The sequence below is a fragment of the Nocardioides sp. LHD-245 genome, assembly GCF_030929495.1.
Lineage (GTDB): Bacteria > Actinomycetota > Actinomycetes > Propionibacteriales > Nocardioidaceae > Nocardioides.
Genome location: NZ_JAVFWN010000001.1, coordinates 331,001 through 357,989, shown reverse-complemented (window position 1 = coordinate 357,989; position 26,989 = coordinate 331,001). Strand labels below are relative to the sequence as shown.

The 26,989-nt window shown below is 72.8% G+C and carries 24 protein-coding genes and 1 riboswitch; of the genes, 9 read left to right on the top strand and 15 right to left on the bottom strand.

Annotation, left to right across the window (positions count from 1 at the left end; genetic code table 11):
• Nucleotides 1–6: 6 nt before the first annotated feature.
• On the bottom strand, nucleotides 7–2,856 hold the full coding sequence (locus RB608_RS01650) for an AAA family ATPase (RefSeq protein WP_308086037.1): 2,850 nt from the start codon (nucleotides 2,854–2,856) through the stop codon (nucleotides 7–9).
• Between the two features lie 188 nt (nucleotides 2,857–3,044).
• Between RB608_RS01650 and RB608_RS01645 the strand changes: the two genes are divergently transcribed.
• From RB608_RS01645 to RB608_RS01615, 7 genes are all read left to right on the top strand, one after another.
• Nucleotides 3,045–4,946 (top strand): hypothetical protein, encoded by a 1,902-nt coding sequence (locus RB608_RS01645; protein ID WP_308086036.1) that lies wholly within the window; start codon nucleotides 3,045–3,047, stop codon nucleotides 4,944–4,946.
• Between the two features lie 173 nt (nucleotides 4,947–5,119).
• The gene (locus tag RB608_RS01640) at nucleotides 5,120–7,033 is read left to right on the top strand and encodes a hypothetical protein (RefSeq protein ID WP_308086035.1); all 1,914 of its coding nucleotides are present in this window, start codon (nucleotides 5,120–5,122) and stop codon (nucleotides 7,031–7,033) included.
• A gap of 89 nt (nucleotides 7,034–7,122) precedes the next feature.
• Nucleotides 7,123–8,004 carry an EamA family transporter gene (locus RB608_RS01635; protein ID WP_308086034.1) on the top strand — a complete coding sequence of 294 codons (882 nt, stop codon included), beginning with the start codon at nucleotides 7,123–7,125 and terminating at the stop codon, nucleotides 8,002–8,004.
• A 63-nt stretch (nucleotides 8,005–8,067) separates the two neighbouring features.
• Nucleotides 8,068–8,271, top strand: a complete 204-nt coding sequence (locus RB608_RS01630; RefSeq protein ID WP_308086033.1) for a hypothetical protein — start codon at nucleotides 8,068–8,070, stop codon at nucleotides 8,269–8,271.
• Between the two features lie 40 nt (nucleotides 8,272–8,311).
• Nucleotides 8,312–9,247, top strand: a complete 936-nt coding sequence (locus RB608_RS01625) for an alpha/beta hydrolase (RefSeq protein WP_308086032.1) — start codon at nucleotides 8,312–8,314, stop codon at nucleotides 9,245–9,247.
• Entirely contained in the window at nucleotides 9,244–10,422 is a 1,179-nt protein-coding gene (locus RB608_RS01620; protein WP_308086031.1) for a PQQ-dependent sugar dehydrogenase, read from the top strand. The genes RB608_RS01625 and RB608_RS01620 overlap by 4 nt, the downstream gene beginning before the upstream one ends.
• 118 nt (nucleotides 10,423–10,540) lie before the next feature.
• Nucleotides 10,541–11,311, top strand: coding sequence for a hypothetical protein (locus tag RB608_RS01615; protein ID WP_308086030.1), 771 nt, complete (start codon nucleotides 10,541–10,543; stop codon nucleotides 11,309–11,311).
• A gap of 68 nt (nucleotides 11,312–11,379) precedes the next feature.
• On the opposite strand, the gene RB608_RS01610 is transcribed toward RB608_RS01615, so the two are convergent.
• The 10 genes from RB608_RS01610 to gatC form a co-directional block, all read right to left on the bottom strand.
• On the bottom strand, nucleotides 11,380–12,210 hold the full coding sequence (locus tag RB608_RS01610) for an ECF transporter S component (RefSeq protein WP_392390953.1): 831 nt from the start codon (nucleotides 12,208–12,210) through the stop codon (nucleotides 11,380–11,382).
• Nucleotides 12,207–13,859 carry an ATP-binding cassette domain-containing protein gene (locus RB608_RS01605; protein ID WP_308086029.1) on the bottom strand — a complete coding sequence of 551 codons (1,653 nt, stop codon included), beginning with the start codon at nucleotides 13,857–13,859 and terminating at the stop codon, nucleotides 12,207–12,209. Before RB608_RS01605 ends, RB608_RS01610 begins: the two co-directional genes overlap by 4 nt.
• Nucleotides 13,859–14,956, bottom strand: a complete 1,098-nt coding sequence (locus RB608_RS01600; protein WP_308086028.1) for an energy-coupling factor transporter transmembrane component T — start codon at nucleotides 14,954–14,956, stop codon at nucleotides 13,859–13,861. Before RB608_RS01600 ends, RB608_RS01605 begins: the two co-directional genes overlap by 1 nt.
• 17 nt (nucleotides 14,957–14,973) lie before the next feature.
• Nucleotides 14,974–15,858: a hypothetical protein gene (locus RB608_RS01595; RefSeq protein WP_308086027.1), complete on the bottom strand. Its 885-nt coding sequence runs from the start codon at nucleotides 15,856–15,858 to the stop codon at nucleotides 14,974–14,976.
• Nucleotides 15,858–17,354, bottom strand: a complete 1,497-nt coding sequence (locus RB608_RS01590) for a hypothetical protein (protein WP_308086026.1) — start codon at nucleotides 17,352–17,354, stop codon at nucleotides 15,858–15,860. The genes RB608_RS01595 and RB608_RS01590 overlap by 1 nt, the downstream gene beginning before the upstream one ends.
• A 77-nt stretch (nucleotides 17,355–17,431) precedes the next feature.
• Nucleotides 17,432–17,561: riboswitch (cobalamin riboswitch) on the bottom strand.
• Nucleotides 17,562–17,574: 13 nt separating this feature from the next.
• Complete coding sequence (locus RB608_RS01585) at nucleotides 17,575–17,994, bottom strand: type II toxin-antitoxin system VapC family toxin (protein ID WP_308086025.1); 420 nt, start codon at nucleotides 17,992–17,994, stop codon at nucleotides 17,575–17,577.
• On the bottom strand, nucleotides 17,982–18,251 hold the full coding sequence (locus RB608_RS01580; RefSeq protein WP_308086024.1) for a hypothetical protein: 270 nt from the start codon (nucleotides 18,249–18,251) through the stop codon (nucleotides 17,982–17,984). Before RB608_RS01580 ends, RB608_RS01585 begins: the two co-directional genes overlap by 13 nt.
• Before the next feature lie 52 nt (nucleotides 18,252–18,303).
• Entirely contained in the window at nucleotides 18,304–19,815 is a 1,512-nt protein-coding gene (gatB, locus tag RB608_RS01575; RefSeq protein WP_308086023.1) for an Asp-tRNA(Asn)/Glu-tRNA(Gln) amidotransferase subunit GatB, read from the bottom strand.
• Nucleotides 19,812–21,338, bottom strand: a complete 1,527-nt coding sequence (gatA, locus tag RB608_RS01570; protein WP_308086022.1) for an Asp-tRNA(Asn)/Glu-tRNA(Gln) amidotransferase subunit GatA — start codon at nucleotides 21,336–21,338, stop codon at nucleotides 19,812–19,814. The genes gatB and gatA overlap by 4 nt, the downstream gene beginning before the upstream one ends.
• Nucleotides 21,335–21,634 (bottom strand): Asp-tRNA(Asn)/Glu-tRNA(Gln) amidotransferase subunit GatC, encoded by a 300-nt coding sequence (gatC, locus tag RB608_RS01565; protein WP_308086021.1) that lies wholly within the window; start codon nucleotides 21,632–21,634, stop codon nucleotides 21,335–21,337. Before gatC ends, gatA begins: the two co-directional genes overlap by 4 nt.
• A 43-nt stretch (nucleotides 21,635–21,677) precedes the next feature.
• On the opposite strand from gatC, the gene RB608_RS01560 reads away from it, so the two are divergent.
• On the top strand, nucleotides 21,678–22,109 hold the full coding sequence (locus RB608_RS01560) for a hypothetical protein (RefSeq protein WP_308086020.1): 432 nt from the start codon (nucleotides 21,678–21,680) through the stop codon (nucleotides 22,107–22,109).
• 2 nt (nucleotides 22,110–22,111) lie between these two features.
• Here the strand turns inward: RB608_RS01560 and RB608_RS01555 are convergent, their stop codons facing one another.
• The 4 genes from RB608_RS01555 to ligA are packed head-to-tail and all read right to left on the bottom strand — an operon-like array spanning nucleotide 22,112 to nucleotide 26,173.
• Nucleotides 22,112–23,146, bottom strand: a complete 1,035-nt coding sequence (locus RB608_RS01555; RefSeq protein WP_308086019.1) for an alpha/beta fold hydrolase — start codon at nucleotides 23,144–23,146, stop codon at nucleotides 22,112–22,114.
• Nucleotides 23,147–23,183: 37 nt separating this feature from the next.
• Complete coding sequence (locus RB608_RS01550; protein WP_308086018.1) at nucleotides 23,184–23,594, bottom strand: VOC family protein; 411 nt, start codon at nucleotides 23,592–23,594, stop codon at nucleotides 23,184–23,186.
• Nucleotides 23,595–23,603: 9 nt separating this feature from the next.
• Nucleotides 23,604–24,056, bottom strand: coding sequence for an AraC family transcriptional regulator (locus tag RB608_RS01545; RefSeq protein ID WP_308086017.1), 453 nt, complete (start codon nucleotides 24,054–24,056; stop codon nucleotides 23,604–23,606).
• Nucleotides 24,057–24,061: 5 nt separating this feature from the next.
• Nucleotides 24,062–26,173 carry an NAD-dependent DNA ligase LigA gene (gene ligA / locus RB608_RS01540; protein WP_308086016.1) on the bottom strand — a complete coding sequence of 704 codons (2,112 nt, stop codon included), beginning with the start codon at nucleotides 26,171–26,173 and terminating at the stop codon, nucleotides 24,062–24,064.
• Between the two features lie 196 nt (nucleotides 26,174–26,369).
• On the opposite strand from ligA, the gene RB608_RS01535 reads away from it, so the two are divergent.
• A complete protein-coding gene (locus RB608_RS01535; protein WP_308086015.1) occupies nucleotides 26,370–26,975 on the top strand; it encodes a TetR/AcrR family transcriptional regulator in 606 nt (201 codons plus the stop codon).
• Nucleotides 26,976–26,989: the final 14 nt, after the last annotated feature.

Genomic DNA, 26,989 nt, shown 5'->3' with positions numbered 1-26,989 from the left:
GCCTGCTCAGCCGGGGCCGCGGTCGTCGACATAGGCGGCCAGCTCACCCCGCTCGCCACAGCCGGTGCGCTGCAGCAGCCGGCCGACATGGGTCTCGACCGTGCGGACCGAGAGATAGAGCCGATCCGCGATCTGCTTGTTCTGCAGGCCCTCGGCGACCAGCTCGAGGACGTCGTGCTCCCGGGCGGTGATCCCGAGCCGCTGGAGGTGCACCGGCACCCGCTGCGCGCCCGCCGCCTTGCGAGGCACGGCGAAGCCGGCGTCCCGCATCGCGACCCGGCAGCCGGACGCGGCCTCGGTGAGGCCGTAGCCGACCAGGCCGTCGAGGCAGTGCCGGAACCACGGCTCAGGCGTACCCCACCCGTCGCGGGCGGCGGCGGTCGCGACGAGCAGCCGGGCGTGGAGCTCCGGCCACGGCTCCCGGCCGGGCAGGCCCCACTCGGCGTCGGCGAACACCCGCTCGGCCTCGGCGGCGTCGCCCGCGCGGCCCCTGGCGATCGCGTCGGCGTAGCGCAGCGCGAAGCTGTTGTGCGGGCTGTTCGCCTGCGGCCCGGTCCGCACCTCCTCCCGGGCGGCGGCGCCGTCGCCGGTGAGCGCGGTCTCCAGGAGCGCCCAGAAGCCGCGCAGGGAGAACGGCATGCTCGGTGAGCGGCGGTGGTACTCCATCGCCGTGGCGAGCTGGGCCCGCGCCTCGTCGTACCTGCCGTGGGCGAGGGCGACGAAGGACCGGATGTGGCCGGGGACGCCGACCGCGCGCAGCGCCTCGTCCATCGGCAGCCCACCGGCCACCGCGACGTCGGCCTCCATCGCTTCGTCCCGGCCGGCGAGTCCGTGGGTCGCGGCCCGCAGGAGGTACGCCGTCGCGAGGTCCGGCAGCCGGAGCCGGTCCATCATCGCGATGGCGTTGTCGACGGCGGCCAAGGCCTCGTCGAGCTCGAGATAGCGGACCCGGACCAGATTGAGCTCGATCTCGATCCGGGCAGCGGTCGCGATCGCGCCGACGTCCAGTGCGGCCCGTCGCGCCGCGACCAGGCGGTCCTCCGTCGGCCGGCGAGCAGCCAGGTCGAGCGACCCGAGCGCGGCGAGCAGCCGGCAGCGCCACAGCGGCAGGTCCTGCGCCTCGGCCAGCCGGTAGCCGGACTCGAACGCGTCCTCGGCCGCCACGAAGTCGCGGGCCCGGGCCGCCCGCCCGAGCACCTCCCACGCCTCGCAGGCGATCTCGGGACGGTCCTCCCCGACCGCGGCGAGCGCGGCGGAGGCCCGCTCGGCCGCGGCGACGTCGTCCTCCCGGCCCAACGCCAGCCGGGCGGCCAGGACGTCCTCCTGAGCGGGATCGTGCCCGGCCACACTCGCGAGCATCGCGTCCGCCTCGTCCCACTGGCCGCCGGCGAGCAGGGCCCGCGCCAGCCGGAGGCGTACGGCGGCCAACCGGCCGGGCTCCGCCACGAGCTCCGCGGCCAGGCGCTCCCCCGCCGCCAGGGCCCGTGGTACGTCGCCCGCGAGGGCGTGCACCTCGACCTCGGCCTCGCGGGCGCGGCTCTCCAGCCCGCTGCCGGGCGGGCAGCGGCGCAGCGCGCGGCGGATCGCCTCGCCGGCGCTGACCAGCGCGCCCCTGTCGATCGCGTCGCGGGCGGTGGCCAGCCAGAGCTCCGCGGCCCGGGTGTCGTCGCCGGCTGCCTCGAACAGCTCGGCGAGCTGGTGGTGGTCCTCGGCGGCGACGGCCTGGTCCGTCGTCCGGTCGGCGAGGGCGGCGGCCAGCAGGCCCGCCAGCCGAGACCGCTCCGGGGCCAGCAGGCCCGTCAACACGGCCTCACGGGTGAGAGCATGCCGGAACGCGAACCCGTCGGGCGGCGCGGCGACGACCAGGCGCTGGTCCCGCAGCTCGCGCAGCGCCTCGGCCACCGCACTGTCGGAGAGCTCGAGCGCGGCGGCCACCAGCCTCCAGTCGAACTCGGGTCCGAGCATCGCCGCCGCCGTCGCGACCTCCCGCGCGGCCGGACCGACCTCGGCCAAGCGCCCCTCGACGGAGCGGGCGAACGGGCGCGGCACCATCACCGGCAACGGCCCGGCGAGCCCCCAGACCCCGTCCTGCTCGGCGAGCACTCCGGCATCGTGCAGATCCGCGAGCATCTCCTCCACCAGAAGCGGGTAGCCCGCGCAGTAGCGCTGCAGCCAGCCGACGACCTCGACCGGCGGCTCCGCGCCCAGGCAGGCACCGGCGACCGCGGTCACCTCGTCGTCGGCCATCGGCAGCACGTCGACCGTCTCGGCGGAGCGCCGCCGCTCCAGCTCGAGGACCAGCTCACTGGCCGCCGGCGACTCGTGCAGCCGGCTGGTCACGACCACGACGAGCGGGACGGCGCGGGCGTTGTCCCCGAGATACTCGACCAGCGCCAGGGTCTCGGGGTCGGCCCAGTGCAGGTCCTCGATCACCAGCACCATGCCCGGTGCCGGCACCGTCTGCGCAAGGCGCAGGATGCCCTCCCCCAGCAGCATCACCGACGAGACGCCGTCGGCCGCCACCGGACCGAGCTGGGGCGCGAGCCGCGCGAGCGTGGGCAGGTACGGCGCCAGCAGCCGGTCGTCGGGGACCTCATGGGTGCGCAGCCACGCGAGCAGGGCCTCGCTGAGCGGGCGCAGCGGGGTCGGCGTACCCGAGGGGACGGCGCGGCCGGACAGCACCTCCAGGCCCTGGTCGGCGGCGTCGGCGGCCAACGCGGTGGCGAGCCGGGACTTGCCGACGCCGGGATCACCGCGGAGGACCCAGAGCCCGCCCCGACCGTCGCGCAGGCCGTCGAGCGCCGACCGCAGGCGCGCGCGTTCGGCGGTCCGAGAGACGAGCACGGGCGAGCGCACGTCGGCATCGTAGAGCCTTCGCCGGTCGCGACCCCGCGTTGTCTCCGCGTTGTCTCCGTGCCGGCTGCGTGGTGGCTGGGTGGTGGCCGGCGTTGGTTCGGTGGTGTGCGCGGATGTGACCGACCCCGGCCCGCGGCGAACGTAGGTGTCACCAGCCCACCCCCCGGGCTCCGACGAAAGGCACCACCATGCGCAAGCAGCTTCTCGGACTGACCACGGCGGCCCTCGCCGTGGGCACCCTGTCCTTCGGTCTCGCCACCCCGGCCCAGGCCGATGCCTGGAAGACGTCGACGAAGGTCCCCTTCCCCAACGGCACGATGACCGACGTCGACGTGGTCTCGACCGGCGACGGCGATGCGGTCGCGGCCGCCATCGTCGACGGCGCGGTCCACGCCTACACGGCCACCGACGGCGTCTGGTCCGGCCACGCCGTCGTCCGCAGCGACGTCGATGCGACGAAGCTCGTCCTGGCCAGCAACGGCCGGGGGGCCGCGGCTGTCGGCTGGGTCGAGAACGTCGCCGGCGTCGACCGCCTGCGGGTCAGCCGGCAGACCGGTCCGGCGAGCTGGACCGGCCTGAACCTCATGACGCCCTCCGGCACCGACGTCGTCGGACAGCCCCAGCTCGGGGTCGCCGGCGACGGCCTGGTCATCGCCGCCGCGACGGTCGACGGCGAGGACATCGACAACAAGCTGCTCGTGACCGAGTGGCCGCAGGGTGCCGGGCCGGGTGCGCCGAAGACTCTCTCCGCGAGCGACGCCTGGAACCCGGCCCTGGACGTGAACTCCAAGGGCGAGGCGCTGATCGCCTACAACTACACCGGCCTGATCAACAACGTGATGACGGTGAGCCGCCGTACCCCCGGCCAGGGCTGGAACCTCGGCGACAGCACGTCCAACTCCGGCAACATCGCCGCGGGCCCCGAGGTCGCGATCAGCGAGAACGGCAAGGGCCAGGTCATCTACTCCGTGGTGTCCAACGCCTACTACCGTGCCGAGACCAGCCCGGTCCTCACCGACGGTACGGCGCTGCCCGGTCACCTCGTCTCCCTCGACGAGGACTTCGCCTCGGAGCCGAGCGTCGACATCGACGACGAGGGGAAGGCCCTGTTCGCCTACGTCGTGGCCAAGGACGGCACGAAGTCGATCCGCTACGCCACCGCGGCCGACGGCGCGTACCCGGGCAACCCGGCGACGCTCACCGGAACCCTTCCGGACGCACAGCGCCCGATCGCCCTGACCGGTGCGGGTGGTCTGCGCGCCATCCAGCACAGCGGCAACAGCCGGGTGGTGACCCACTACCGCACGTCCCAGGTCCAGCCGTTCGTCCCGATCACCAGCGAGCAGGGCCACCTCCCGGACACCGCCGCCGACGTCGATGCCGGAGGCAACCTGGTCACCATCGGTCTCAAGCCGCTCGAGGGTGCCTTCGCCCGGTTCCTGGACGCCGGCGGCCCGTCGCTCGCGCTCAGCCAGCCGGGTGCCGCCACCACCCTGTCCACGTCGATCCCGTTGGCGTGGTCCGTGACGGACTCCCTCTCCGGCCTGCAGCCCGGGACGGACATCTACGCGACCTCGGCCGCCTGGAACCAGGCCCAGCACGGCGCTCCGGCGGTCGTGATCGACAACGCCCCGGGGAACTCGGCCGCCTTCCCGGCCGTCCTCGGCACCAGCTACTGCTTCCAGGCCCGGGCCACCGACACCGCGGGCAACGGCACGACCACCCAGAAGCGCTGCACCACGGTGCCGCTCGACGACACCGCCCTGACCGGCAAGAAGTGGAAGCGGATCGCCCAGGCCGGCGCCTTCAACGACACCGCCACCACCGCCAAGAAGAAGGGCCGCAAGCTCGCCCTCTCCGGCATCCAGGCCAAGCACCTGTCCCTCATGGTCACCAAGGCCAAGAAGGGCGGCAAGATCAAGGTCACCTGGAACGGCACCCTGCTGAAGAAGATCAGCCTGAAGGGCACCGGCCGGGCGACCGTCGCCCTCGCCGACTTCGCCGGCGTCCAGGGCGGCACGCTCAAGATCAAGGTGATCAGCAAGAACGGCCGCAAGGTCACCATCGACGGGCTCGTCGCCGCCAAGTAGCCGGCACCCGGCCCCACGGCGCCACCGCGCGCGTCGACCGCGGACGCGCGGATCTGCAGGGTCCTCCGAGACGACCTCCGGAAAAACCTGCAAGGTCCGCGCGTCCTGTCGCTCCTACCCCCGTCGAACAACGCCCCCGGGCACCGCGCCCACCCTCCACGAAAGGCACCACGATGCGCACCCAGCTCCTCGGACTGACCGCGGCGGCCCTCGCCGCCGGCACCCTGTCCCTCGGCGTCGCCACCCCGGCCCAGGCCGTGGGCGGCATCGACGGCGGCAACATCAGCGGTTCCGGCGACGTACCCAACTCCGTCGATGTGGCCGCCTTCGGCTCCGGCGACGCCGTCGCCGCCTGGGCCCGCGAGGTCCCCGGTGGCACCAAGGTGTACGCCGCGATCGCCACCGACGGCGTCTGGGGCGCGGCGAAGGCGGTCACGGCCGCTGCCGTCACCGACGCTCACGACGTCCGCGTGGCCGCCAACGACGCCGGCGACCTCGCGGTGGTGTGGAACCAGACCACCGGCGGTGAGCACAAGGTGCGGGGGTCGCGTTACCTCCCCAACGGCAGCTGGGACGGCTCGACCCTGCTCAGCCCCGCCGTCGACGTCGAGACGGTCGAGTGGATCGACGCCGCCATCGACGGCGCCGGCCGGGTGCACCTCGCCTACGAGGCCGAGAACGACGGCGCCCACCGCGTGTCCGCCACGATGTGGGCCAAGGGCGGCACCCCCCAGTTCACCACCTTCGGAGCGCACACCTTCCGGCCTTCGATCGACGCCAACCCGGCCGGCGATGTCCTGATGTCGTACTTCACCGACGACGACGGCGACCAGGTCATGGTCACGCGACGCAACGCGAGCGTGGGCTGGCTCGGCCCGAAGCCCGTCCTGTGGAACGGCGACCTGTCCGAGGAGACCGTGGCGAGGCTCGCGGACGACGGCCGCGGCGCGGTCCTGGTCGGCGGCTGGGAGGACGCCGGTGCGCGAGCCGTCGTGACGCGGGTCGACGCCGCCGGTGGGCTCGGCGGCGGCGAACTGGTCTCCCCCATCGGCGTCGGCACCGCCTTCCGGGACCTCTCGGTCAGCCCCAACGGGACGATGCAGGTCACCTGGACCGCCTTCGAGAACGGCACGACCTACGTCATCCGCTCCGCGGTGGCCAAGCCGAACCAGACCTTCGGCGGGGCCGGTGTCGCGGAGCCGAAGACCGTCACCAACCAGCGCCACCTCAACCTGGTCTCCGACCGGACCGCGCAGGTGATCGTCCACAACGATGCCGAGAAGCTCACCCTGCGCCACCGGACGAACCCGGTCTTCCTCTTCAACGAGTACGACGCCGGTGCCACCGACGGCCCGTTCGCCGCCGACATGGACCGCGAGGGCAACGTGGTCGCCGCCGGCATCGTCGAGAACGGCTTCTCGTCGTACGTCGAGGCGGACTTCCTCGACGTCGCCGGCCCCATCGCCCAGGTCACCGCACCGGGCACCTCGGTCTCCTCGCCCGGCTTCGACGTCGCCTGGAACGTCACCGACTCGCTGTCCGGCGTGAAGAGCAGCGACGTCATGGTTCGCTCGGCTGCGTGGAACGGCGGCTTCGGGGGCCAGCAGGTCATGGCGAACAACACCACCACCACCGCGCAGGCCTTCGCCGGGACGTTCGGCAGCACGTACTGCTTCGAGGTCCAGGGCGTCGACATGGCCGGCAACCTCGGCTTCCGCTCGGGCGAGCGCTGCACCACGGTCCCGCTCGACGACACCGCCCTGACCGGCAAGAAGTGGAAGCGGATCGCCCAGGCCGGCGCCTTCAACGACACCGCCACCACCGCCAAGAAGAAGGGCCGCAAGCTCGCCCTCTCCGGCATCCAGGCCAAGCACCTGTCCCTCATGGTCACCAAGGCCAAGAAGGGCGGCAAGATCAAGGTCACCTGGAACGGCACCCTGCTGAAGAAGATCAGCCTGAAGGGCACCGGCCGGGCGACCGTCGCCCTCGCCGACTTCGCCGGCGTCCAGGGCGGCACGCTCAAGATCAAGGTGATCAGCAAGAACGGCCGCAAGGTCACCATCGACGGGCTCGTCGCCGCCAAGTAGCCCGCCGGCCCGCGAGGGACGCGAACCGCCGATCCGTTGGGGGGATCGGCGGTTCGTCGCGTCCGAGGACGCACGATTAACGTGTGCCCGTGCACCCGACGTCGCGCCACGGCCCGCCGCTGGGCCTGGCGATCGGCCTCGTCGTGCTGGGGATCGCGTCGGTGCAGCTCGGCGCCGGGTTCGCGAAGCTCCTCTTCGACGACATCGCACCCAACGGCGTGGTGTGGCTGCGGCTGGCGACCAGCGCGGTGGTGCTCCTGCTGTGGGCCCGTCCCCGGCTGCGGGGACGCAGCCGGGACGACTGGCTGGTCGCGGCACGGTACGGCGCCTGCCTCGGCGCGATGAACTGGGGCATCTATCAGTCCTTCTCACGGATCCCGATCGGCGTCGCGGTGACCATCGAGTTCATCGGTCCGCTGGTGCTCGCCGCGATCGGCTTCCGTCGCCCCCGCGACCTCGGCTGGGTCGCGCTGGCGGCGATCGGGGTGCTCCTGCTGGGCTTCGAGCGCGGCCATCTCGACCCGATCGGCGTCGCGTACGCCGTCCTCGCCGGCGCGGCCTGGGCCGGCTACATCCTGTCCAGTGCCGCCACCGGTCGGCGGTGGGAGGGCGTCGACGGGCTGGGCGTGGCCAGTCTTGTCGCGGTCGCCCTGCTCACCCCGCTGCTGCTCACCGTCGACACCGCCGACCTGGCCGACCAACGGGTGCTGCTGCTCGGCGCCGCCGTCGGCCTGCTCAGCTCGGTGGTGCCCTACAGCGCCGAGCTGGCCGCCCTGCGGACCCTGCCGGCCGCGACCTTCGGGGTCCTGATGAGCCTCGAGCCCGCGGCCGCCGCCCTGGCCGGCCTCGCCGTGGTCGGCGAGTCGCTCGCACCCGTGCAGTGGGTGGCGATCGGCTGCGTCGTGGTCGCCAGCGTGGGCGCGACCCGCGCCACCCGGACCGCGGTTCACCCAGATGTCACCCCGACGTGACCCGCGCCTCGCCTGCCGGTCGTAGCGTGGAGATCCCATCCCCCATCCGGAGTCGACACCCCCATGTCACTGCCTGATCACCTCATCCGCCTCACCCACACCTGGTCCGACGCCCTTCAGCAGCGGGCCCGCCGCAACGCCATGGTCGCGCTCACCGCATGCACCCGGCGCCGCGCCGAGCGTGAGGACGTCGAGGCCTTCCTCGCCGCCCGTGCCGACGCCCGTCGTACCCCTGTGATCGAGAGCTCCGTCTCGCTGCAGGCCTGACCGTCCCGCCGTTCCGGCCCGGGTCCGGCAGAATCGACCCATGTCGACCTCCGCTCCCCGGCCCGAGCAGCGCGTCCGGTCCGCGTCGATCGCCTTCCGCGACATCCTGTCCGACGACGGGACCCACGTTCGTGCCTGGACCAACGACCCCGACGGGGAGATCGACGGCCCGACCGTCGTGCTCTGCAACGGACTCGGCACGAACCCCCACCTGTGGCCCTGGCTGCTCGAGCCCGACTGCGGGGTGCGCGTGGTGTCGTGGAACCACCGCGGCGTCGGCGGGTCGGAGCGTCCGGCCGACCCGAAACACGTCGAGATCGAGCACTTCGTCCAGGACGGCCTCTCCGTCATGGACCACTTCGGCATCGACAGTGCGGTCCTCATGGGCTGGTCGATGGGTGTCAACACCGCCTTCGAGATGACCTATCGCCACCCCGAGCGGGTGCGCGGCATCTTCGCCATGTGCGGAGTCCCGGGCGACACCTTCGCCACCATGCTCGGTCCGCTGCACCTGCCCCGCCTGCTGGCCCGGGCGGTGACGGTCAACGCGTGCCGCGTCGCCAAGCACACGGGGTGGGCGGTCAACCCGCTCCTCCGTCGGCTCCCGGTCAACGCCGCCGCCGTCCGGCTGCTGGGACGCACCGGGTTCCTGTTCCCCGTCGCCGATCCCGAGGCCGCGGCGCTCGGCCTGCGGGAGTTCGTCACCACACCGGTCGACTGGTACGCCCACCTCGCGATCAGCACCTCACGGCATCCTCGGGTGCGGCTGAGCCGGATCGAGGTGCCGACCATGTTCGTATCGGCGACCTGGGACATCCTGGCCGGCGCCCGCGACATGGCGAGCGCGTCGCGGCGCCTGGCCGCGCGCGGCCAGGACAGCACGTACGTCGAGCTGCGTGGCTCGCACTTCGTGCAGCTGGAGCAGCCCGAGCGGGTGCACGGCCTGCTGCTGGAGTTCCTGGGCGGACTCGCGTGAGGCGCCCGGCCGGCCGCGTCGCCGCCGGGCTCTCGGCCCTGACGCTCCTCGCCGCGGGCTGCGGTCAGGGCGGCAACGTGAGCACCGTCGACGTGATGGGCACTGCGACGGCGGCGCCGACCGGATCGGTCGTCGACGGCAAGGTCATCTTCACCATCGACGGCGTTCCGGACGTCGTCGCGACGGTCGCGACCGGGCTGGCGACACCGTGGGGCGTCGACTTCCTGCCCGACGGCCGTGGCGTGGTGACCGAGCGCGACAGCGGGCGGGTGCTCCTCGTGACCCCGCCGGAGGTCCCCGGCCACGGCGAGACCAGCGACGAGGAGGGCGAGGTCGTCGAGATCGGCCGGATCCCCGAGACCGCGCCGGGCGGCGAGGCCGGTCTGCTCGGCGTCGCCGTCTCCCCCGGCTTCGCCACCGACGCGCTGATCTACTTCTACGTCACCACCGACGAGGACAACCGCGTGGTGCGTGCGAAGCTCGACGGCGACGAGCTCGGCGCGACCGAGCCGGTCCTGACCGGCATCCCCGACGGGCGGATCCACGACGGCGGACGGCTCGCCTTCGGCCCCGACGGCTTCCTCTACGTCACCACCGGCGAGATCGGCGACGACCAGCTCGCGCGCGACCGGGCGTCGATGGCCGGGAAGATCCTGCGGATCACCGCCGATGGCGAGCCCGCTCCCGGCAACCCGTTCGGTGACGCCGTCTGGTCCTGGGGGCACCGCAACGTGCAGGGCCTGGCCTTCGACGACGAGGCTCTGCTGTGGGCCTCGGAGTTCGGCGACAGCAAGGCCGACGAGCTCAACCGGATCGTGCCCGGCCAGGACTACGGCTGGCCGGTCGTGGAGGGCACCGGCGGGCCGGCGAAGTACACCCGGCCGGAGCTGACCTGGTCGACCGACGAGGCGTCGCCCTCGGGCCTCGCCTACGCCGGCGGCTACCTGTGGATGGCGGCCCTCAACGGCGAGCGGCTGTGGCGGATCAAGGTCGCCGACGGCCAGGTGAGCGACCCGACGGCGTACTTCGCCGGGAAGGGCGGGACCGGCGACTACGGGCGGCTGCGGACCGTCGTCCGCGCGCCCGACGGCCGGCTCTGGCTGACCACCAGCAACGAGGACGGCCGCGGCGACCCGGCCGCCGACGACGACCGGATCCTGCTCATCGAGCCGTAGCCGCGGGCACGCGGGCGTTTACCCCGGGTCGGCCGGGGAAGGAGGCCCTGCGTTCACCCCTGGCCGACTCGGGACCTCGTGCTCACGTGGTCGGTCTCTACCGATGAAGGAGCTCCACATGCGTAGGCTCGTCTCCGCTGGCGTCGTCGCGATCACCGCGGTCGCCCTCGCCACGCCGGCCCTGACGTCCGCCGCCACCGCGGCCCCCGGCACCGACGGCCCGGTCGTCGCGGCGAAGGTCAAGGCCGGCAACAAGATCAAGGTCAAGAAGTCCGCCGACGGCGTCCAGCCCGGCATCAGCAAGCTGGTCCTGACCGCCACGAAGCTCCGTGGCTCGGGCAAGGCGAAGTTCACCATCGCCGGTGACAACGGCGTGACCCTCAAGGGCAAGGCCAAGGCCAAGAAGGGCAAGGCCAAGTACACGGTTCCGGCCCTCGGCACCGGCCACTACAAGGTGAAGGTCAAGTTCAAGAAGCAGAAGGGCAAGACCAAGTTCGAGGTCTACGACTCGGCCCTGACCGTCAGCACCACGACGCTGACCTGCGACATCAGCACCCCCGCGAGCAGCACGCCGCTCTCCGGCAGCGTGAAGTACAAGGGCGGGCCCGCGACGACCGGCTACGTCGACTTCTACCAGAACGGCAACGTCGCCGGCGGCTCGCAGTCGCCGTCCTTCCTGGGCTTCGAGTCGTTCTACCCGGCCGGCTCCGGCCAGTTCAACGCCGGGACGGACTTCTGCCGCGAGATCACCTCGGGCACCGGCCTCGCCGGCGGCAACCTGGCCCCGTTCGGCCCGGGCACGTACACCTTCCAGGCGTACTACACCAAGGACGCGGGCTACGACGACTACATCTCGTCGAACTTCCTCACGGTGACCGTCGTTCCCTGATCGACGGGTCCACCCGGCTCCACACCTGCGGCCCGGTCCCCCATGGGGGCCGGGCCGTCGGCGTTGGGTCAGCGGGGCGCGGGCTCCGGGGCGATCCGGGCGCGGCGGGCCGCCCGGCGCAGCGTGACCAGCACGGCCGGACCGAGCAGCACGATGGCGAGCGCGTTGGTGATCGCGCGCCCGGTGTCCCAGCCGCCGGTCGAGGTCAGCAGGGTGTAGACGACGAAGTGGTGCAGGTTGTCGAGCAGCGGAGCGCCCGGGAGGTAGGAGATCTCGGTGGAGTCCTGGCCCGGCACCTGCACGCCCGCCATGAACGGCCATCCCTGGAGGTTCATCAGGAGCCCGTAGAGATAGGCCGACACCACGCCGTACGCCGTGAGCAGGGCGATCTCACCGCGACCGCGGACCCGGCGCGGCAGCAGGCCGGCACCCATGCCTACCCAGGCGGCGACGAGCATCTGGAAGGGCAGCCACGGACCGACCCCGGCCGTCATCAGCGCCGAGGCGAACAACGACGTGCACCCGAGCACGAACCCGAAGCCGGCACCGAAGACCCGGCCGCCGAGGATCAGCAGGAAGAAGACCAGCTCCAGGCCCGCCGTGCCGGCACTGGCCAGGCGCAGCACGGCGTTGACCGCGCTGAGGACGCCGAGCACCGCGAGCACCCGCGCGTCCATGCCGCCCTCGCTCATCTCGGCGAGGACCACGCCGAGGATCACCGGCAGCAACAGGAGGAAGAGGAAGGGCGGGTCGACCCGCCCGGCGTCGGGCGAGACGTCGAGGAGCAGCGGCCAGGCCAGCATGAGCAGCCCGATCACCGAGGTGATCGCGAGCACCGCGCCCGAGCGCAGCCGGAGCGGCACCGCGGCCGGGCGGCCCCGCTCGGTGGACCCGGTCACGACGGGACGCCGGTGGCCCCGGCGGCCAGCCGCTCGGCAACGTCGTCGACAGCCAGCCAGCCCGCACCGAGGACCTTGGTGACCTGCGGGGCGAAGGCGGGCGACTCCGAGACGCCACGGTCGACCGGACCGGCTGACACGACCTCGCCCTCGGCGAGGACGACCAGGTCGTCGGCCACCTGGGCGACGAACTCGACGTCATGGGTGGCGACGAGGACGGCGCGACGTGCTCCGGGATCGCGGGCGAGCTCGCGGAGCAGGCCGGCGAGTGCCCGCTTGGCCGGGTAGTCCAGGCCGCGGGTCGGCTCGTCGAGCAGCAGCACGGGCGGGCGCGCGGTCAACACGATCGCCACCGCCAGCGCGAGCCGCTGGCCCTCGGAGAGGTCGCGGGGGTGCTGGTCCGGGTCGATGCCGGGGGCCAGGCGGTCGAGCAGGTCGCGGCAGGTCCCCGCGGACGCGGCCGCCGACAGGTCGGCCGCACCGCACTCGGCGGCGACCGTCTCGAGATAGAGCAGGTCCGCCGGGCTCTGCGGCACCAGCCCGGTGGTGGCCCGCCGCTGCTCGGGCCGGAGGCCCGCCGGGTCCGCACCGGCGACCCGGACCGTCCCGGAGCCGGCGGCATGGCGGCCTTGGAGGGCCCACAGGAGTGTCGACTTCCCGGCGCCGTTGCGGCCCATCAGCGCGGTGACCGAGCCGGGCCGCAGCGTGAGGTCGACCTCCTGCAGCACCGGTGTCCGGCCGTGGCTCAGCACCAGCCGGCGTACGTCGACCAGGGGGGAGCCTGCGTCGGCAGGTCGCTCCCGACGCGGCGGGTCCCCCAGCCGGGCCCGCAGTTCGGGCGCCCGTCGCCGGGCGTCACGGACCGTGAGCGGCAGCGGTTCCCAGCCGGACAGCCGGCCCAGCTCGACGAGCGGCGGGGCGATCGGGGCGTCGCGGAGGACCTCCGCCGGGTCGCCGATGCGCAGCGTGCCGGGGCGCGCGGGATCGCCGCCGAGCAGGCAGAGCCGGTCGGCGAAGGGCACCACCCGCTCCAGCCGGTGCTCGGCGACCAGGACCGAGACCCCGAGGTCGTGGACCAGCCGGGTCAGCGTCGCCAGCACGTCCTCCGCGGCCGTGGGGTCGAGCGCCGAGGTCGGCTCGTCGAGCACCAGGAGCCGCGGGTGGGTGGTCAGCACGGCGCCGATCGCCACCCGCTGCTGCTGACCGCCCGAGAGGGTGCGCAGGTCGCGGTGTCTCAGCTCGGCGATGCCGAGCAGGTCGAGGGTCTCCTCGACCCGGCGGCGCATCGTCGCGGACGGCAGTCCGAGCTGCTCCATGCCGAACGCCAGCTCCTCCTCCACCGTGTCGGTGACGAACCAGGCGGCGGGATTCTGGCCGACGTACCCGATGGCGTGGGCGCGCTCCCGGGCCGGCTGCTCGATGATGCCGGCTCCGTCCAGGAGCACGTCGCCGGTCAGGGTGCCGCCGGTGTAGGACGGCACCAGGCCGGCCACGACGCCGAGCAGCGTGGACTTGCCGACGCCGGTGGGACCGGCGAGGACGACCAGCTCGCCGTCGGCCACGGTGAGGTCGACCCCGTCGAGGACGGTGGCCCGGGCACCCGTCTCGGGGTCGTCGTAGGCGAAAGTGATCGCGCGCAGCTCCAGCATCAGACCAGCGCCTCCTCGCGGCGCCGCGCGGTCACCGGCAGCGGGGCCGCCCACACCGGGAGCACCGCGACCAGTGCGGCGACCAGGGCGAGCAGCGACACGTCGGGACGGACCAGAACGCCGGGGTGCGCGATCAGCGTCTCCCAGCGCTGGAGCGCCCACATCCCCGCACCTGCGGCGATCCCGGACGCGGCGACCACGATCTCGGGGACCTGCCAGCGGTCAGGGCGGTAGCGGGTGCGCTGCACCCGTCGGCCGGCCAGCGCGAAGCCGCCGAGCGCGACGAGCGTGCCGACGGCGAGCATCGGGAGGGCGAGGACCCGCGGCGCGGTGCTGTCGAGGAAGGCGTAGACGCCGACGCAGACGCCCAGCAGCCCGGCGATGATCAGCGCGCCGGTGCCGCGCCGCTGGGCGGCGGTCAGCTCACCGGTGCGGCCGTACCCGCGGGCGTCCATCCCGGCGGCCAGGGCCAGCGAGCGGTCGAAGGAGTCCTCGAGGATCGGGACCAGCAGCCGTCGTACTCCGCGGATCCGGCGGAACCGACCCTGCGGTCCCCCGCGCAACTGCTGCGCGGCCCGCACCCGCCGCGCGCTGTCGGCGAGCTGCGGGACGACGCTGATGGCGACCGTCATCGCCGTACCGATCTCGTAGAGGGCGGGCGGCAGCGACTTCATCAGCCGCTTCGGGTTGGCCAGGGCATTGGCCGCGCCGACCGCGATGAGCAGGGTCGCCAGGCGCAGGCCCTCGTACGTCGCGGCGAGCAGCTCCTCGCGGGTGAACGGGCCGAGCAGCGAGATGCCCGCGGCCCAGTCCGGCAGCGGGATCGTGGGCAGGGTGAGGAGCACGTGGCCGGGCACGTCGCCGCCGAGCACGACCCGGAACAGGATCCGGACCACGACCACGACCACGCCGAGCCACACGTAGAGCCGGAACGAGCGCGCCCACGGCTGGTCGGAGCGACAGGTCAGCACGACGAGGGTGATCACGCCGAGCAGGACCAGCAGCAGGAGCGGGTTGGTGGTGCAGGACGCCGCGACCGCGAGCCCCACCGCCCACGCCCACCAGGCCACGGGGTGCAGGTCCCGGGCCAGCCTCATCGCCCCGCGCCCATCGTTCAGGCCCGGCGGCGGAGGACCGGGACGGCCGCAGCCGCGCCCAGCACGACGACGACCAGGCCGATGCCCAGCCAGGCCGGGAATCCGCCGTCGTCCTTCTCGTCCACGTCCGCGGACGTCGCCTCGGGGCCGTCCGTGATCTCGTCGATCGACGGCACGCCAGTGCTCGCGCTCGCGCTCGGCACAGCGGTCGGTGTCGCCGACGTGGCCGCGTCCGAGGGCGACGCCGACGGGTCGGTCGCACTCGGCGTCGTCCCCGCGCTGGGACTCGGGGTCGGAGACGCGGAGGTCGCGCTCGCCGACGGCGCCGGCTTGGGCGTGGGCTTCTTGGTGGCAGCGGACGGCTTCTTCTTGTCGCCGCTGCCCGCCCCGCCTGCGGCGGACGGCGTCGGCGAGGGCTTGGGCTCCGCGATCCGCGGCGTCGGCGCCACGTCGGGCGGGGTTGCCCGGCCACCGCCCTGGTGCCAGGCGAACGCGAGATACCCGCCATCCGGGACCCGGAGGCCACCGACGCCGCGGGCGGCATACGTCCAGGTCCCCGACCTCCCGTCGGACCACCACAGGCTCCAGTAGGCGTCGGTCTCCGTGCAGTCGCCGTCGGACGGGCTGCCGTTGACCTTGCACACGAAGCCGTTCATGCCGGCGGCCTGGCTGTACTCGATCGTGTAGCCGGCGTCCGCGAAGTTGCCGGCCGCTGTGCCACCACCGTCCGCGTCACAGCCGGCGCTGATGCCGGCGCCGAGCTGGTTGGAGTCGACGACGACGGTGATGCCGGTCGCGCCCCCGCAGGCCGCCGCAGAGGCGGAACCCTGCGGGAGCAGCACGGCAGTGGCCGCGACGAGGATCGTCGCGGCCGCCGCGCGCAGAGAGCTGCCGAGGGTCATCAACGGACCCGGGTCGTGGCCTTGCCCTTGCGGTCGGGGAACGCGCCGACCACCTTGACCTTGGCCTTGCCCTTCTTCTTGACCTTGACCTTGACCTTCGCGACGCCCTTGGCGTTGGCCGTCCCGGTCGCGGTCTTCTTGCCGACCTTGACGGTGACCGGCTCGCCGGCCGCGAGACCCTTGACCTTGATCGTGGCCTTCTTCTTCGCCTTGATGGTCGACGGGACCTTGACCTTGAGCTTGGTGGCGTCGAGTGCCTTGACGGTCGTCGTCGTGCTGCCGCCGAGGTACGTCACCGTGACCGCGTGGTCGGCGGTGCCGGCCGGGACCGCGAAGGTCGCCGAGGCCGGGGAAATCAGCCGCTGAGGAGCCCCCAGGCCGGTCACGCAGACCTGCTGGCCGGCGCGGGCGCCCGCGAGCGCGATGCTCGTCGTCGTACCGGCGTCGACGAACGTGGTGGGAACGGTGGGCTGTGCCGCCGGGAGGTACGCGAGGCCGGCCAGGGCCTGGGCACTGGCGAGAGTCCACTCCTCCGTCACCTCGGCCGGGACGCCGCCCGCGTCGACAGCCTCCTTCAGCGTCACGGCGGAGTAGGCGATGGCGCCGTGGTCGGCGTCGAGACCACGGCCGCAGCCGGCCAGTGCGACGACCTCGTGAGCGGCGATCCAGCTCGACGCCCGCGCCGCGCGCTCGGTCTCGCCGGACGCGCCCAGGGCCCAGGCGGCCAGTCCGGTGGTGTTGGCGTTGTCGGGCGTGTAGAAGGCGTCCGTCGGGTCGCCGCTGTCCCCGAATCCGCCGGTGGCGCCCTGCTTCGACTTCAGGAACGCGACAGCGGATGAGATGGCCGAGGCAGTCGCCGGCGTGGCCGGCGCGGCGCGCAGCGCCAGGAGGCTGTAGGCGGTGTAGTCGATGTCCTGGCCACCGGCACAGCTCCAGCCCCAGGCGCCGTCGGCGCACTGGTCGTCGATGAGCGCCTCCGTCGCCACGCCCGCGTCGTCGCTGCCGGCCGCGTTCAGCGCGAGTACTGCCCACGCCTGGCCGTAGACGCCACTGTCACCGAGCCGCCCCTCGGCGTCGAGCGCGCCTTCGGTGTCGGCCACGAGATCGAGACCGGCGGCGTCGCGGGGGTCCTGCTCCATGGCGGCGTAGAAGTAGGCCGCCTTCGCCGTGCTGGCGTCGCGGTCGAAGGCACCGGCCAGGTAGTCCGCCAGACCGCCGTCGACGCCGGCTACGAGCCCGCCGACCCGCGCCGGGGTGTCGAGACCGGTCGCGTCGAGGCTCAGGGCGTAGTCCATGGTGACGCTGACGTTGCCGTCGATCAGGCCGCCGGCAACGCGACCGTCCAGCCACGCTGCGGCAGCGCTCGCCTCGGCGCTCGGGGCGGCGGGCGCTGCATGGGTCGCCGGCACGGGCGCGACGGCCATCAGGCCGCCGGCGACGACGGCACCGCCGGCGACGGCAGCGACCGTGCGGCGTACGAGAGAACGGGGGGACATGTGGGGCCTTCCCGCTGCACGACAGCGGGCGGGCCCAGATTCCTGTGCCGCTGACCCGCTGCTTTCCACGACAGCGTTGTGTCAGGACGCGCCGCGGCAGGTGCTCCGGCTCACCGCTCCCACGACTGATGTCGTAGAGGCGGTCCACGGTTGCGGGTCAGCGCCGGGATCGGACCGGCTTCCCCCACCACGGGCGTGTTCTCGATGTGTCCTGCGGAGTCTAACTCCGCGGATCCGGGTCGTCGTCATCGGGAAGGACGGCGAGACCGAGGGAGCGAGCGGCGGCGCGGAGTCGCCGGTCGAAGGTGGCGACCGCTGCCCGGGCATGCTGTGCGGTCAACAGGACACAGCAATCCGGCATCTTGAGACCTGTCGAAGCCCGGAGCACCGCAAGCCGAGGTGCCGCGCCACCCGGCAAAGGCAGCTCCGTGACGCCGACTCGAGACAGGTGCATCAAGGTCTGTTCGACTCGCCCCACCCTTGCCGGACCGACCAGCACCTCCGCAAGGTTCACCGAACCGATCACCAACTCGCGATCGAGGTGCTCTGCAAGGAGGCTCTTCGCAGCCTGGTGGTGAGAGTCGCGTTCGTCCGTCACGGCGATGAGCACGTTCGCGTCAAGTGCGATCAATCGGGCCACTCAGCCCGCAGAGCATCGAGATAGCCCGGCTCATAGACGCCCGTCAGCGAACCTGCGAGTTGCTCCAGCGCCCGACGCCGCGCGAGCGCCTTCTCGTCGAGCTCGACCTCGATCGCGTGGAACCCGACCTCGACCAAGTGAGCCAGCAGCCGCGCTGGCCGGTCCCGGTCCTCCGGCCACTTGCGCGCCGCGGCCTCGAGCGCAGCGGTGACCGCGTCGGTCTCGGTGATCGCGTGGCGCGGGCGGACGGTGGGCATGCGCCAAGTGTAACACCGGATGACCGGTGTCACACCTGACGCGAGCCCGGCGTCAGGAGAGCTTCTCGAGCACCAGCTCGCGGACCCGGCCGGCGTCGGCCTGGCCGCGCATCTCCTTCATCACCGCGCCGATGAGGGCGCCCGCCGCGGCGAGCTTGCCGTCGCGGATCTTGTCGGCGATGTCGGGGTTCTCGGCGATCGCCTTGTCGACGGCCGCGGACAGCGCACCCTCGTCGGAGACGACGGCCAGACCGCGGGCGGCGATGATCTCCTCGGGCGTGCCCTCGCCGGCGAGCAGGCCGTCGAAGACCTGGCGAGCCAGCTTGTCGTTGATCGTCTTGGCGTCGACGAGCGCCTGCACCGCGGCCACCTGGGCCGGGGTGACGGCGAGCTCGGTGAGCTCGACGCCGGCGTCGTTGGCCCGCCGGGCGAGCTCGGTGAGCCACCACTTGCGCGCGGCCTGGGGGGCGGCGCCGGCCGCGACGGTCTGCTCGACGAGGTCGAGCGCACCGGCACCGACGGTGTCGCGCATCTCGAGGTCGGTGAAGCCCCACTCCCCCTGCAGCCGGGTGCGCTTCACGGCCGGGTTCTCGGGCAGCGTCGCGCGCAGCTCCTCGACCCACTCACGGCTCGGCGCGACCGGGACGAGGTCGGGCTCGGGGAAGTAGCGGTAGTCCTCGGCGTCGGACTTCTCGCGGCCCGACGAGGTGGTCCCGTCGTTCTCGTGGAAGTGCCGGGTCTCTTGGAGGACCGACCCACCGGCGTCGAGGATGCCCGCGTGCCGGGACATCTCGAAGCGCACCGCGCGCTCGACGGAGCGCAGCGAGTTGACGTTCTTGGTCTCCGACCGTGTGCCCAGGACGCCGGAGCCCTTGGGCGCCAGCGACAGGTTGACATCGGCTCGGATCGAGCCCTGGTCCATCCGGGCGTCGGAGACGCCGAGCGCGACGATCAGGTCGCGGATGGCGGACACGTAGGCCTTCGCGACCAGCGGGGCCTTGTCGCCCGTGCCGAGGATCGGCTTGGTGACGATCTCGATGAGGGGGATGCCGGCCCGGTTGTAGTCGACCAGCGAGTAGTCGGCGCCGTGGATCCGGCCGTCGGAGCCACCGACGTGGCTGGACTTGCCGGTGTCCTCCTCCATGTGGGCGCGCTCGATCTCGATCCGGAAGGTCTCGCCCTCGCCCCCGTTCTCATCGGGCACCGTGACGTCGAGGTAGCCCTCGAAGGCGATCGGCTCGTCGTACTGGGAGGTCTGGAAGTTCTTCGGCATGTCCGGGTAGAAGTAGTTCTTCCGGGCGAAGCGGCACCACTCGGCGATCTCGCAGTTGAGCGCGAGCCCGATCCGGATCGCCGACTCGACGGCCTTGCCGTTGACCACCGGCATCGCGCCGGGCAGCCCCAGGCAGGTCGGGCAGACCTGCGTGTTGGGCTCGCCGCCGAAGACGGCCGGGCAGCCGCAGAACATCTTGGTGTTGGTGTTGAGCTCGACGTGGATCTCCAGGCCCAGGGCCGGGTCGAACCTCTCGACGACCTCGTCGAACGGAACCAGCGTCTCGCTCATCGCGGACCCTCCAGCGTCGGAGCCTCGCCGAGGATGGGACCACCCCAGCGCTGGGTCAGCGCGGCCTCGACGGCCGCACCCACCCGGTAGAGCCGGTCGTCGGCGAGCGCCGGGGCCAGCACCTGGAAGCCGACCGGGAGCCCGTCCTCGGCGGCGAGGCCGGCGGGGACCGAGATGCCCGGGACGCCGGCCAGGTTGGCCGGGATCGTCGCGAGGTCCTGCAGGTACATCGCCAGCGGGTCGTCGAGCTTCTCCCCCAGCGGGAAGGCCGTCGTCGGCGACGTCGGGGAGACCAACACGTCGACCCCCTCGAAGGCGGCCGCGAAGTCGCGCGAGATGAGCGTGCGGACCTTCTGCGCCTGACCGTAGTAGGCGTCGTAGTAGCCGCTCGAGAGGGCGTAGGTGCCGATCATGATCCGGCGCTTCACCTCGTCGCCGAAGCCGGCGTCGCGGGTGGCCTTCATGACCGCCTCGGCCGACGGGTCGCCCTCGGGCACGACACGCAGGCCGTAGCGCATGGCGTCGAACTTGGCGAGGTTGGACGAGCACTCCGCCGGCAGGATCAGGTAGTAGGTCGCCATGGCGTGCACGAAGGTCGGGCAGGACACCTCGGTGACCTCGGCGCCCAGCTCCTTCAGCAGGTCGACCGTCTCGGCGAAGCGCTCCATCACGCCGGGCTGCCAGCCGTCGCCGGCGAGCTCCTTGATCACGCCGACGCGCAGGCCCGCGAGGTCGCCCTTCGCACCTTCGCGCGCGGCCGCGACATAGGAGCCGACGGGGGCGTCGACGGAGGTGGAGTCGAGGGGGTCGTGGCCGGCGATCAGCTCGTGCAGCAGCGCGGAGTCGAGGACGGTCCGGGTGACCGGGCCGACCTGGTCGAGGCTGTTGGCGAGCGCGACCAGGCCGTAGCGCGAGACGCCGCCGTAGGTCGGCTTCACGCCGACCGTGCCGGTCACGGCGCCGGGCTGGCGGATCGAACCGCCGGTGTCGGTGCCGAGGGCCAGGGGCGCCTCGAAGGCCGCCACGGCCGCGGCCGAGCCGCCACCGGAGCCGCCCGGGATCCGGGTCTGGTCCCACGGGTTGCGGGTCGGACCGTACGCCGAGTGCTCGGTCGAGGAGCCCATCGCGAACTCGTCCATATTGGTCTTGCCGAGGATCGGCAGACCCGCCTCCTTGATCCGGCGCACCACCGTGGCGTCGTACGGCGGCACCCAGCCCTCGAGGATCTTCGAGCCGCACGTCGTGGGCAGGCCCTGCGTGGCCAGCACGTCCTTGACCGCGATCGGGACGCCGTCGAGCAGGTGCCGGCTCTGGCCCGCGGCCCGGCGTGCGTCGGACGCGGCCGCCTGCGCCAGCGCGCCCTCGGCGTCGACGTGGAGGAAGGCGTGCACGCCGGACTCGGCGGTGCCGTCCACGGCGGCGATCCGGTCGAGGTGCGCCCGGGTCAGCTCGACCGAGGTGGTCTCACCGGCAGCCAGGGCGCCGGCCAGCTCGGCGGCGGTCTTCTTGATCAGCTCGCTCACTGCTCGTCCCCCAGGATCCGCGGGACTCGGAACCGCTGCTCCTCTGCCTCCGGCGCGCCGGAGAGCGCCTGCTCGGCCGTCAGGCCGGGCACGACGACGTCGTCGCGGAAGACGTTGGTCAGCGGGATCGGGTGCGAGGTCGGCGGCACGTCGTCGCCGGCCACACCGCTGATGGACGCGACCGACTCGAGGATCACGTTGAGCTGGGGGGCGAGGTGGTCCAGCTCGGCGTCGTCGAGGTCGATCCGGGCGAGATCGGCCAGGTGGGCCACCTCGTCGCGGGTGAGTTGAGACATGCCCGCGATTCTAGGCGCCAGGGACCACCCTAGAATCCGGCGGGTGCACGCCCTCGCTCCCGTTCCGCGCCGCCTCCCGCAGCGCGTGGTCGTGGCCGGCTCTCCGGGCGAGCAGCTGTCGGCCTACCTGACGAGGCTCGCGGCCGCCCTCGACGTACCGCTGGTCCCGCTCGCCGAGCTGTCCGGGCCGGCCGAGGTGGCCCGGCTCGCCGCGTTCGACGGCTGGGTGACGACCGCCGACGAGGAGTGGGCGCGTCCCCAGCTCCTCGGACGGGCGGAGCTGCTCCTCCAGGTCGAGCTGGAGGCGGCCGGCTTCGCCGGACGGGTACGCCGGACACTGCGCCGGATCCGCTCCGAGGCCCGCGCTCCCGACCTCGGCTGGGTCGCCTCGGCCCCGTTCGAGCATCCCGGCCTGGAGATCGTCCGGCTGCCGGACGCCGACGCCGCCGACCGCTGGCTGCGCGAGCTCGCCTGACCTCAGGCGAGGTGGCTCCGCAGGAACCGCCCGGTCCGCTCCATCGACAGGCTCCACTGCGGACCGAACGCGTGCTCCTCGCCGGGGTAGGTCCGCAGCGTCACGTCGACACCGGCCTGCTCCATCAGTCGGGTCGTCACCCGGCTCCACCGGATCGGGCAGGAGTCGTCGGAGGTGCCGTGATGGATGAGCACCGGCTCCGTGACATCGCCGAAGTAGGTGCGGGCGCTGATGCCCTGCCAGAACGACGGCGCCGCGGCCGGCTCGCCGTAGCGTCGCAGGATCTGGCGGGACGCCCCGTCCCGCGCCGGGTCGGGGCGGATCCACCGCTCGAAGTTGTCGACGGCGTCGGAGCTCACCGGTGCGAACACCACGGCCGCATCGACCAGGCCGGGCTGCACGGCGAGTGCGTTGTAGACGACGCCGCCGCCCATCGACCGCCCCACCAGGGCGACCCGGTCATCGTCGACGGGGCCGTCCCAGGCACGGAGCGCGACAACCGCGTTGACCACGTCCTCGGTGTAGCCCAGCCGCATGTCGAGACCGTCGCTCGGGTCGGCGTCCGAGCCGGCGTGGCCGCGGTAGTCGACATGCAGCGCGACGTACCCGTGGTCTCCGAACCAGGACCGCTCCCGGGTCATCCCCTGCCCGTTGACGTAGACGGCGGGATCGATGTACCCGTGGGCGAGCACGACCGCCGGGAACGGTCCCGGCCCGTCCGGCACCGCCAGTCGGCCCGAGACCGTCAGGCCACCGCTGCGATAGGTGACGGCGTACTGCCGGTGCCGCCCGGTCCGTGCCACCTCCTTACCCAGGCGCAGTCGTCCGCCGTCGAAGGCTCGCTGCGCGAGCGCCGGCAGCGACACCGGGTGAGGTACGGCGCCGGCGGGCTCCTCGCTCGGGGCGGCGGCGCCGCTCGGGGCGGACGGGCGAGGTGGCGACGGGACCGGGTCGGCGCCTGGATCCTCCCCGTCGGAGCACCCGGCGACCGCAGACGCCAGGACGACCACCGGCACGACCCGACGCAGCCACCTCACCGGGCCAGTGTGCCTCGAAACGGCGGATCCGGCGCTCTCAGCCGGCCATCTGCCCGATGCGGATCCTGTTGCCGAACGGGTCACGGATGCCGAAGTCGGTGCCGTAGTCCTTGGCGCTGATCTCGTCGGTGACGTCCACCCCCTTGGCGACCAGGTCGTCGTACATCGCCTGGGCGTCGTCGGTGGCGAGCGCGACCCAGCCGCCTGCCGCGCCGCGGGTCAGCAGGTCGCGGACCTGGCCCGCGGTCGCGTCGTCCATCGAGGGCGGACCGGGCCGCTCCAGGAGGAGCTCGCGATCGGGATCGCCCGGCACGCCGACGGTGAGCCAGCGCATGAACCCGAGATCGGCATCGGTGCGCACCTCCATGCCGAGCACACCGACGTAGAAGTCGACGGCCTGGTCCTGGTCGAGCACGAAGATCGAGGAGAGTCTGGTGTGAGTCAGCATGCGCCCACGCTAGGCGGGCCGCGAGTGCGGCGTTGTGCCGAAACTGCTCGGCCTGTCCCACGCCTTGGCGAAACAGGTCGGGACGACGCCCGGCGGGGCCGGCACCGCCGCACGGTAAGCAGAGGGAGGGACGCCGACAATCCGCCCGAAGGTCCGGGTGAACGTGGCGAGGTTGGACCAGCCGACCGCGACGCAGATCTCCTGGACCGGCTCGTCGGTGGTCCGCAGCAGCGCCATCGCCCGCTCGATCCGCCGGCGCTGGAGGTACCGGTAGGGCGTCTCCCCGAAGGCCGCCCGGAAGCTGCGGATGAAGTGGGCCGGAGAGCAGTGGGCGACCCGGGCCAGCGCGTCGACGTCGAGCGGCTCGGCGTACGAGCGGTCCATCAGGTCGCGGGCCCGCAGGAGCAGCCGGTTGTTGCGCTCGCGCTCCGCCTGGGCGGCAGGGACGACAGGGGTGACCACCGTCGTCACTCCCCCTCCGGGCCGTCCTCCACGACGGGTGGGCCGTTCTGCAGCAGGTCCTTGAACCCGTCCTCGTCGAGCACCGGGACACCCAGCGACTCGGCCTTCTCGGCCTTGGAGCCCGCGTTGTCGCCGACGACGACGAAGTCGGTCTTCTTCGACACCGAGCCGGCGGCCTTGCCGCCGCGGGACAGGATCGCCTCCTTGGCGGAGTCGCGGGAGAAGTCCTGCAGCGAGCCGGTCACCACGACGGTGAGGCCGTCGAGGGTGCGCGCGACGGACTCGTCGCGCTCGTCGGCCATGGACACGCCGGCGGCGGTCCACTTCTCGACGATCGCCACGTGCCACGGCACCTGGAACCACTCGATCACGGCGGCGGCGATCGTCGGGCCGACGCCCTCGGCCGCGGCGAGCTGCTCCTCGGTGGCCGCCCGGATGGCGGCCATCGAGCCGAACTCCTGCGCGAGCGCGCGGGAGGCGCTGGGCCCGGTGTGCCGGATCGAGAGCGCGACGATGACCCGCCACAGCGCGACGTCCTTGCGCGCGTCGAGGTTGGCGAGCAGCTTCTCGCCGTTGGCGCTGAGCTGGGGACCGTCCTCGTCCTTCTTCGGCGCGCGGGTGAACAGCTCGGTGGCCCGCAGCTTGTCGGCATCGAGGTCGAACACGTCGCCCTCGTTGGTGATCACGCCGGCGTCGAGCAGGGCCACAGCGGCCTCGTAGCCCAGGCCCTCGATGTCGAAGGCGTTGCGGCTCGCCACGAAGAAGACCCGCTCGCGCACCTGGCCCGGGCACTTCTCGTGGTTGGGGCAGCGCCGGTCCTTGTCGCCCTCCTTCTGCTCGACCAGCTCGGTCGCGCACGCCGGGCAGGACGTCGGGGCCACCCACGGCTCGAGCCCGTCGGGCCGCAGTGGCAGCACCGGGCCGACGATCTCGGGGATCACGTCGCCGGCCTTGCGCAGGATGACGGTGTCCCCCGGCCGCACGTCCTTGCGCTCGACCTCGTGGAAGTTGTGCAGCGTGGCGTTCTCCACCGTGGAGCCGGCGACCTTGGTCGGCTCCATGACGCCGTACGGCGTGACGCGGCCGGTGCGGCCGACGTTGACCGCGATGTCCAGCAGCTTGGTGTTGACCTCCTCCGGCGGGTACTTGAAGGCGATCGCCCACCGCGGCGCCCGGCTCGTGGAGCCCAGCCGGCGCTGCAGGGTGACGTCGTCGACCTTCACCACGACGCCGTCGATCTCGTAGGGCACGATCGAGTGCCGGTTGTCGCCGGCGTGCTCGATGTAGTCCTGGACCTCGGCGAGCGTGGGCAGCACCCGCACCTGCTCGGAGACCGGCAGTCCCCAGGCGGCCAGTGCCTCGTAGGCCTGCGACTGCGCGCGCGGCTCGAAGCCCTGGCGAGCACCGATGCCGTGGCAGACCATGCCCAGCGCGCGGGTGGCGGTGACTCGCGGGTCCTTCTGCCGCAGCGACCCGGCGGCCGCGTTGCGCGGGTTGGCGAAGGCCGCCTTGCCGGCCTCGGTCATCGTCACGTTGAGCGCCTCGAACGCCTCGGCCGGGAGGAACACCTCACCGCGCACCTCGACCAGGTCGGGCACCGGGAACTCGTCGGTGCCGGTCAGCCGGTGCGGCACCGACGCGATGGTCTTGACGTTGGGCGTGACGTCCTCGCCGGTGCGCCCGTCGCCCCGGGTCAACGCGCGGACCAGGCGGCCGTTCTCGTAGAGGATGTTGATCGCCAGGCCGTCGACCTTGAGCTCGCACAGCAGCGCCGCGTCGGTGATCCCGTCCCGGCCGAGGCGGGCGTACCAGGCGCCCAGCTCCTCGAAGGAGAAGGCGTTGTCGAGGCTCTCCATCCGCTGGAGGTGATCGACGGCGGTGAACTCCGTCGACACCGCGCCGCCGACCTTCTGCGTGGGCGAGTCGGGCGTTCGCAGCTCGGCGTACTCGCCCTCCAGCTCCTCGAGGCGTCGCATCCGGGCGTCGAAATCGGCGTCGGACAGCGTCGGCTGGTCGAGCACGTAGTAGCGCCAGCGCGCCTCCTCCACCTCGTCGACGAGGGTGGCGTGCTCGTCGCGGGCCGAGGGCGGTACGACGGGGAGGTCGGCCTGGGTCATGGGGACATCTTGCCGCGTCCCACCGACGGTGCGGTGAGGGCCGGCCGGTGGTCCGGGTCCACGGCCCGGACGGCTGTCGGTGGTCCCCGGCAGAGTCGGGAGTGCGGGACGGGGAGGTCGAGTTGACAGAACGAAACCGTTCCGTACCATCTATTGAAACGAAACCGTTCCGTTCCATCTGATTCCGGAGGCCGCCGTGTCCCCCCGCAAGCCGAGCTCCCCCGAAGCACCGACCCGACCCCGGGTCGAGGGAGACCGCGAGCAGGAGATCCTCGACGCCACCCTCGACGTCCTCGTGGACGTCGGCTACGACCGGCTCACGATGGACGCTGTCGCCACCCGGGCGAAGGCGTCCAAGGCCACGCTGTACCGCAAGTGGGACGGCAAGGCACCGCTCGTCATCGACGCCCTCATGTCGCAGAAGACGCCGGTGGAGGTCCCGCCCGACACCGGCAGCCTCCGCGGCGACCTGCTCGCGATGTTCTGCGGGCACGGGGGCCTCACCGACCAGCACCAGACCGCGATCCTCGGCAGCGTCGTCACCGCGATCGGACGCGACCCGGAGTTCGCCGCGGCGTTCCGGGAGCGTTTCATCGCTCCGAAGGTCGCGGTGGGCCGGCAGGTCTACCAGCGCGCCCACGATCGCGGCGAGCTGCGCGACGACATCGATCTGGACATCCTCACCGCGGCGCTGCCCGGCATCGTGCTGCACCGCGGCTTCCTCCTCGGCGACCCGCCGACCGCCGACCTGATCGCCCGCGTCGTCGACCAGGTCATCCTCCCGGCAGCCACTCGCGGCTGACCTCTCCACGCACC

Excerpts from the sequence above, each read along its gene's own strand:
- RB608_RS01645 (WP_308086036.1), top strand. The coding sequence starts at position 3,045 with ATGCGCAAGCAGCTTCTCGGACTGACCACGGCGGCCCTCGCCGTGGGC.
- RB608_RS01640 (WP_308086035.1), top strand. The coding sequence starts at position 5,120 with ATGCGCACCCAGCTCCTCGGACTGACCGCGGCGGCCCTCGCCGCCGGC.
- RB608_RS01630 (WP_308086033.1), top strand. The coding sequence starts at position 8,068 with ATGTCACTGCCTGATCACCTCATCCGCCTCACCCACACCTGGTCCGAC.
- RB608_RS01625 (WP_308086032.1), top strand. The coding sequence starts at position 8,312 with ATGTCGACCTCCGCTCCCCGGCCCGAGCAGCGCGTCCGGTCCGCGTCG.
- RB608_RS01615 (WP_308086030.1), top strand. The coding sequence starts at position 10,541 with ATGCGTAGGCTCGTCTCCGCTGGCGTCGTCGCGATCACCGCGGTCGCC.
- RB608_RS01605 (WP_308086029.1), bottom strand. The coding sequence starts at position 13,859 with ATGCTGGAGCTGCGCGCGATCACTTTCGCCTACGACGACCCCGAGACG.
- RB608_RS01600 (WP_308086028.1), bottom strand. The coding sequence starts at position 14,956 with ATGAGGCTGGCCCGGGACCTGCACCCCGTGGCCTGGTGGGCGTGGGCG.
- RB608_RS01595 (WP_308086027.1), bottom strand. The coding sequence starts at position 15,858 with ATGACCCTCGGCAGCTCTCTGCGCGCGGCGGCCGCGACGATCCTCGTC.
- RB608_RS01590 (WP_308086026.1), bottom strand. The coding sequence starts at position 17,354 with ATGTCCCCCCGTTCTCTCGTACGCCGCACGGTCGCTGCCGTCGCCGGC.
- RB608_RS01580 (WP_308086024.1), bottom strand. The coding sequence starts at position 18,251 with ATGCCCACCGTCCGCCCGCGCCACGCGATCACCGAGACCGACGCGGTC.
- gatB (WP_308086023.1), bottom strand. The coding sequence starts at position 19,815 with ATGAGCGAGACGCTGGTTCCGTTCGACGAGGTCGTCGAGAGGTTCGAC.
- gatC (WP_308086021.1), bottom strand. The coding sequence starts at position 21,634 with ATGTCTCAACTCACCCGCGACGAGGTGGCCCACCTGGCCGATCTCGCC.
- RB608_RS01550 (WP_308086018.1), bottom strand. The coding sequence starts at position 23,594 with ATGCTGACTCACACCAGACTCTCCTCGATCTTCGTGCTCGACCAGGAC.
- ligA (WP_308086016.1), bottom strand. The coding sequence starts at position 26,173 with ATGACCCAGGCCGACCTCCCCGTCGTACCGCCCTCGGCCCGCGACGAG.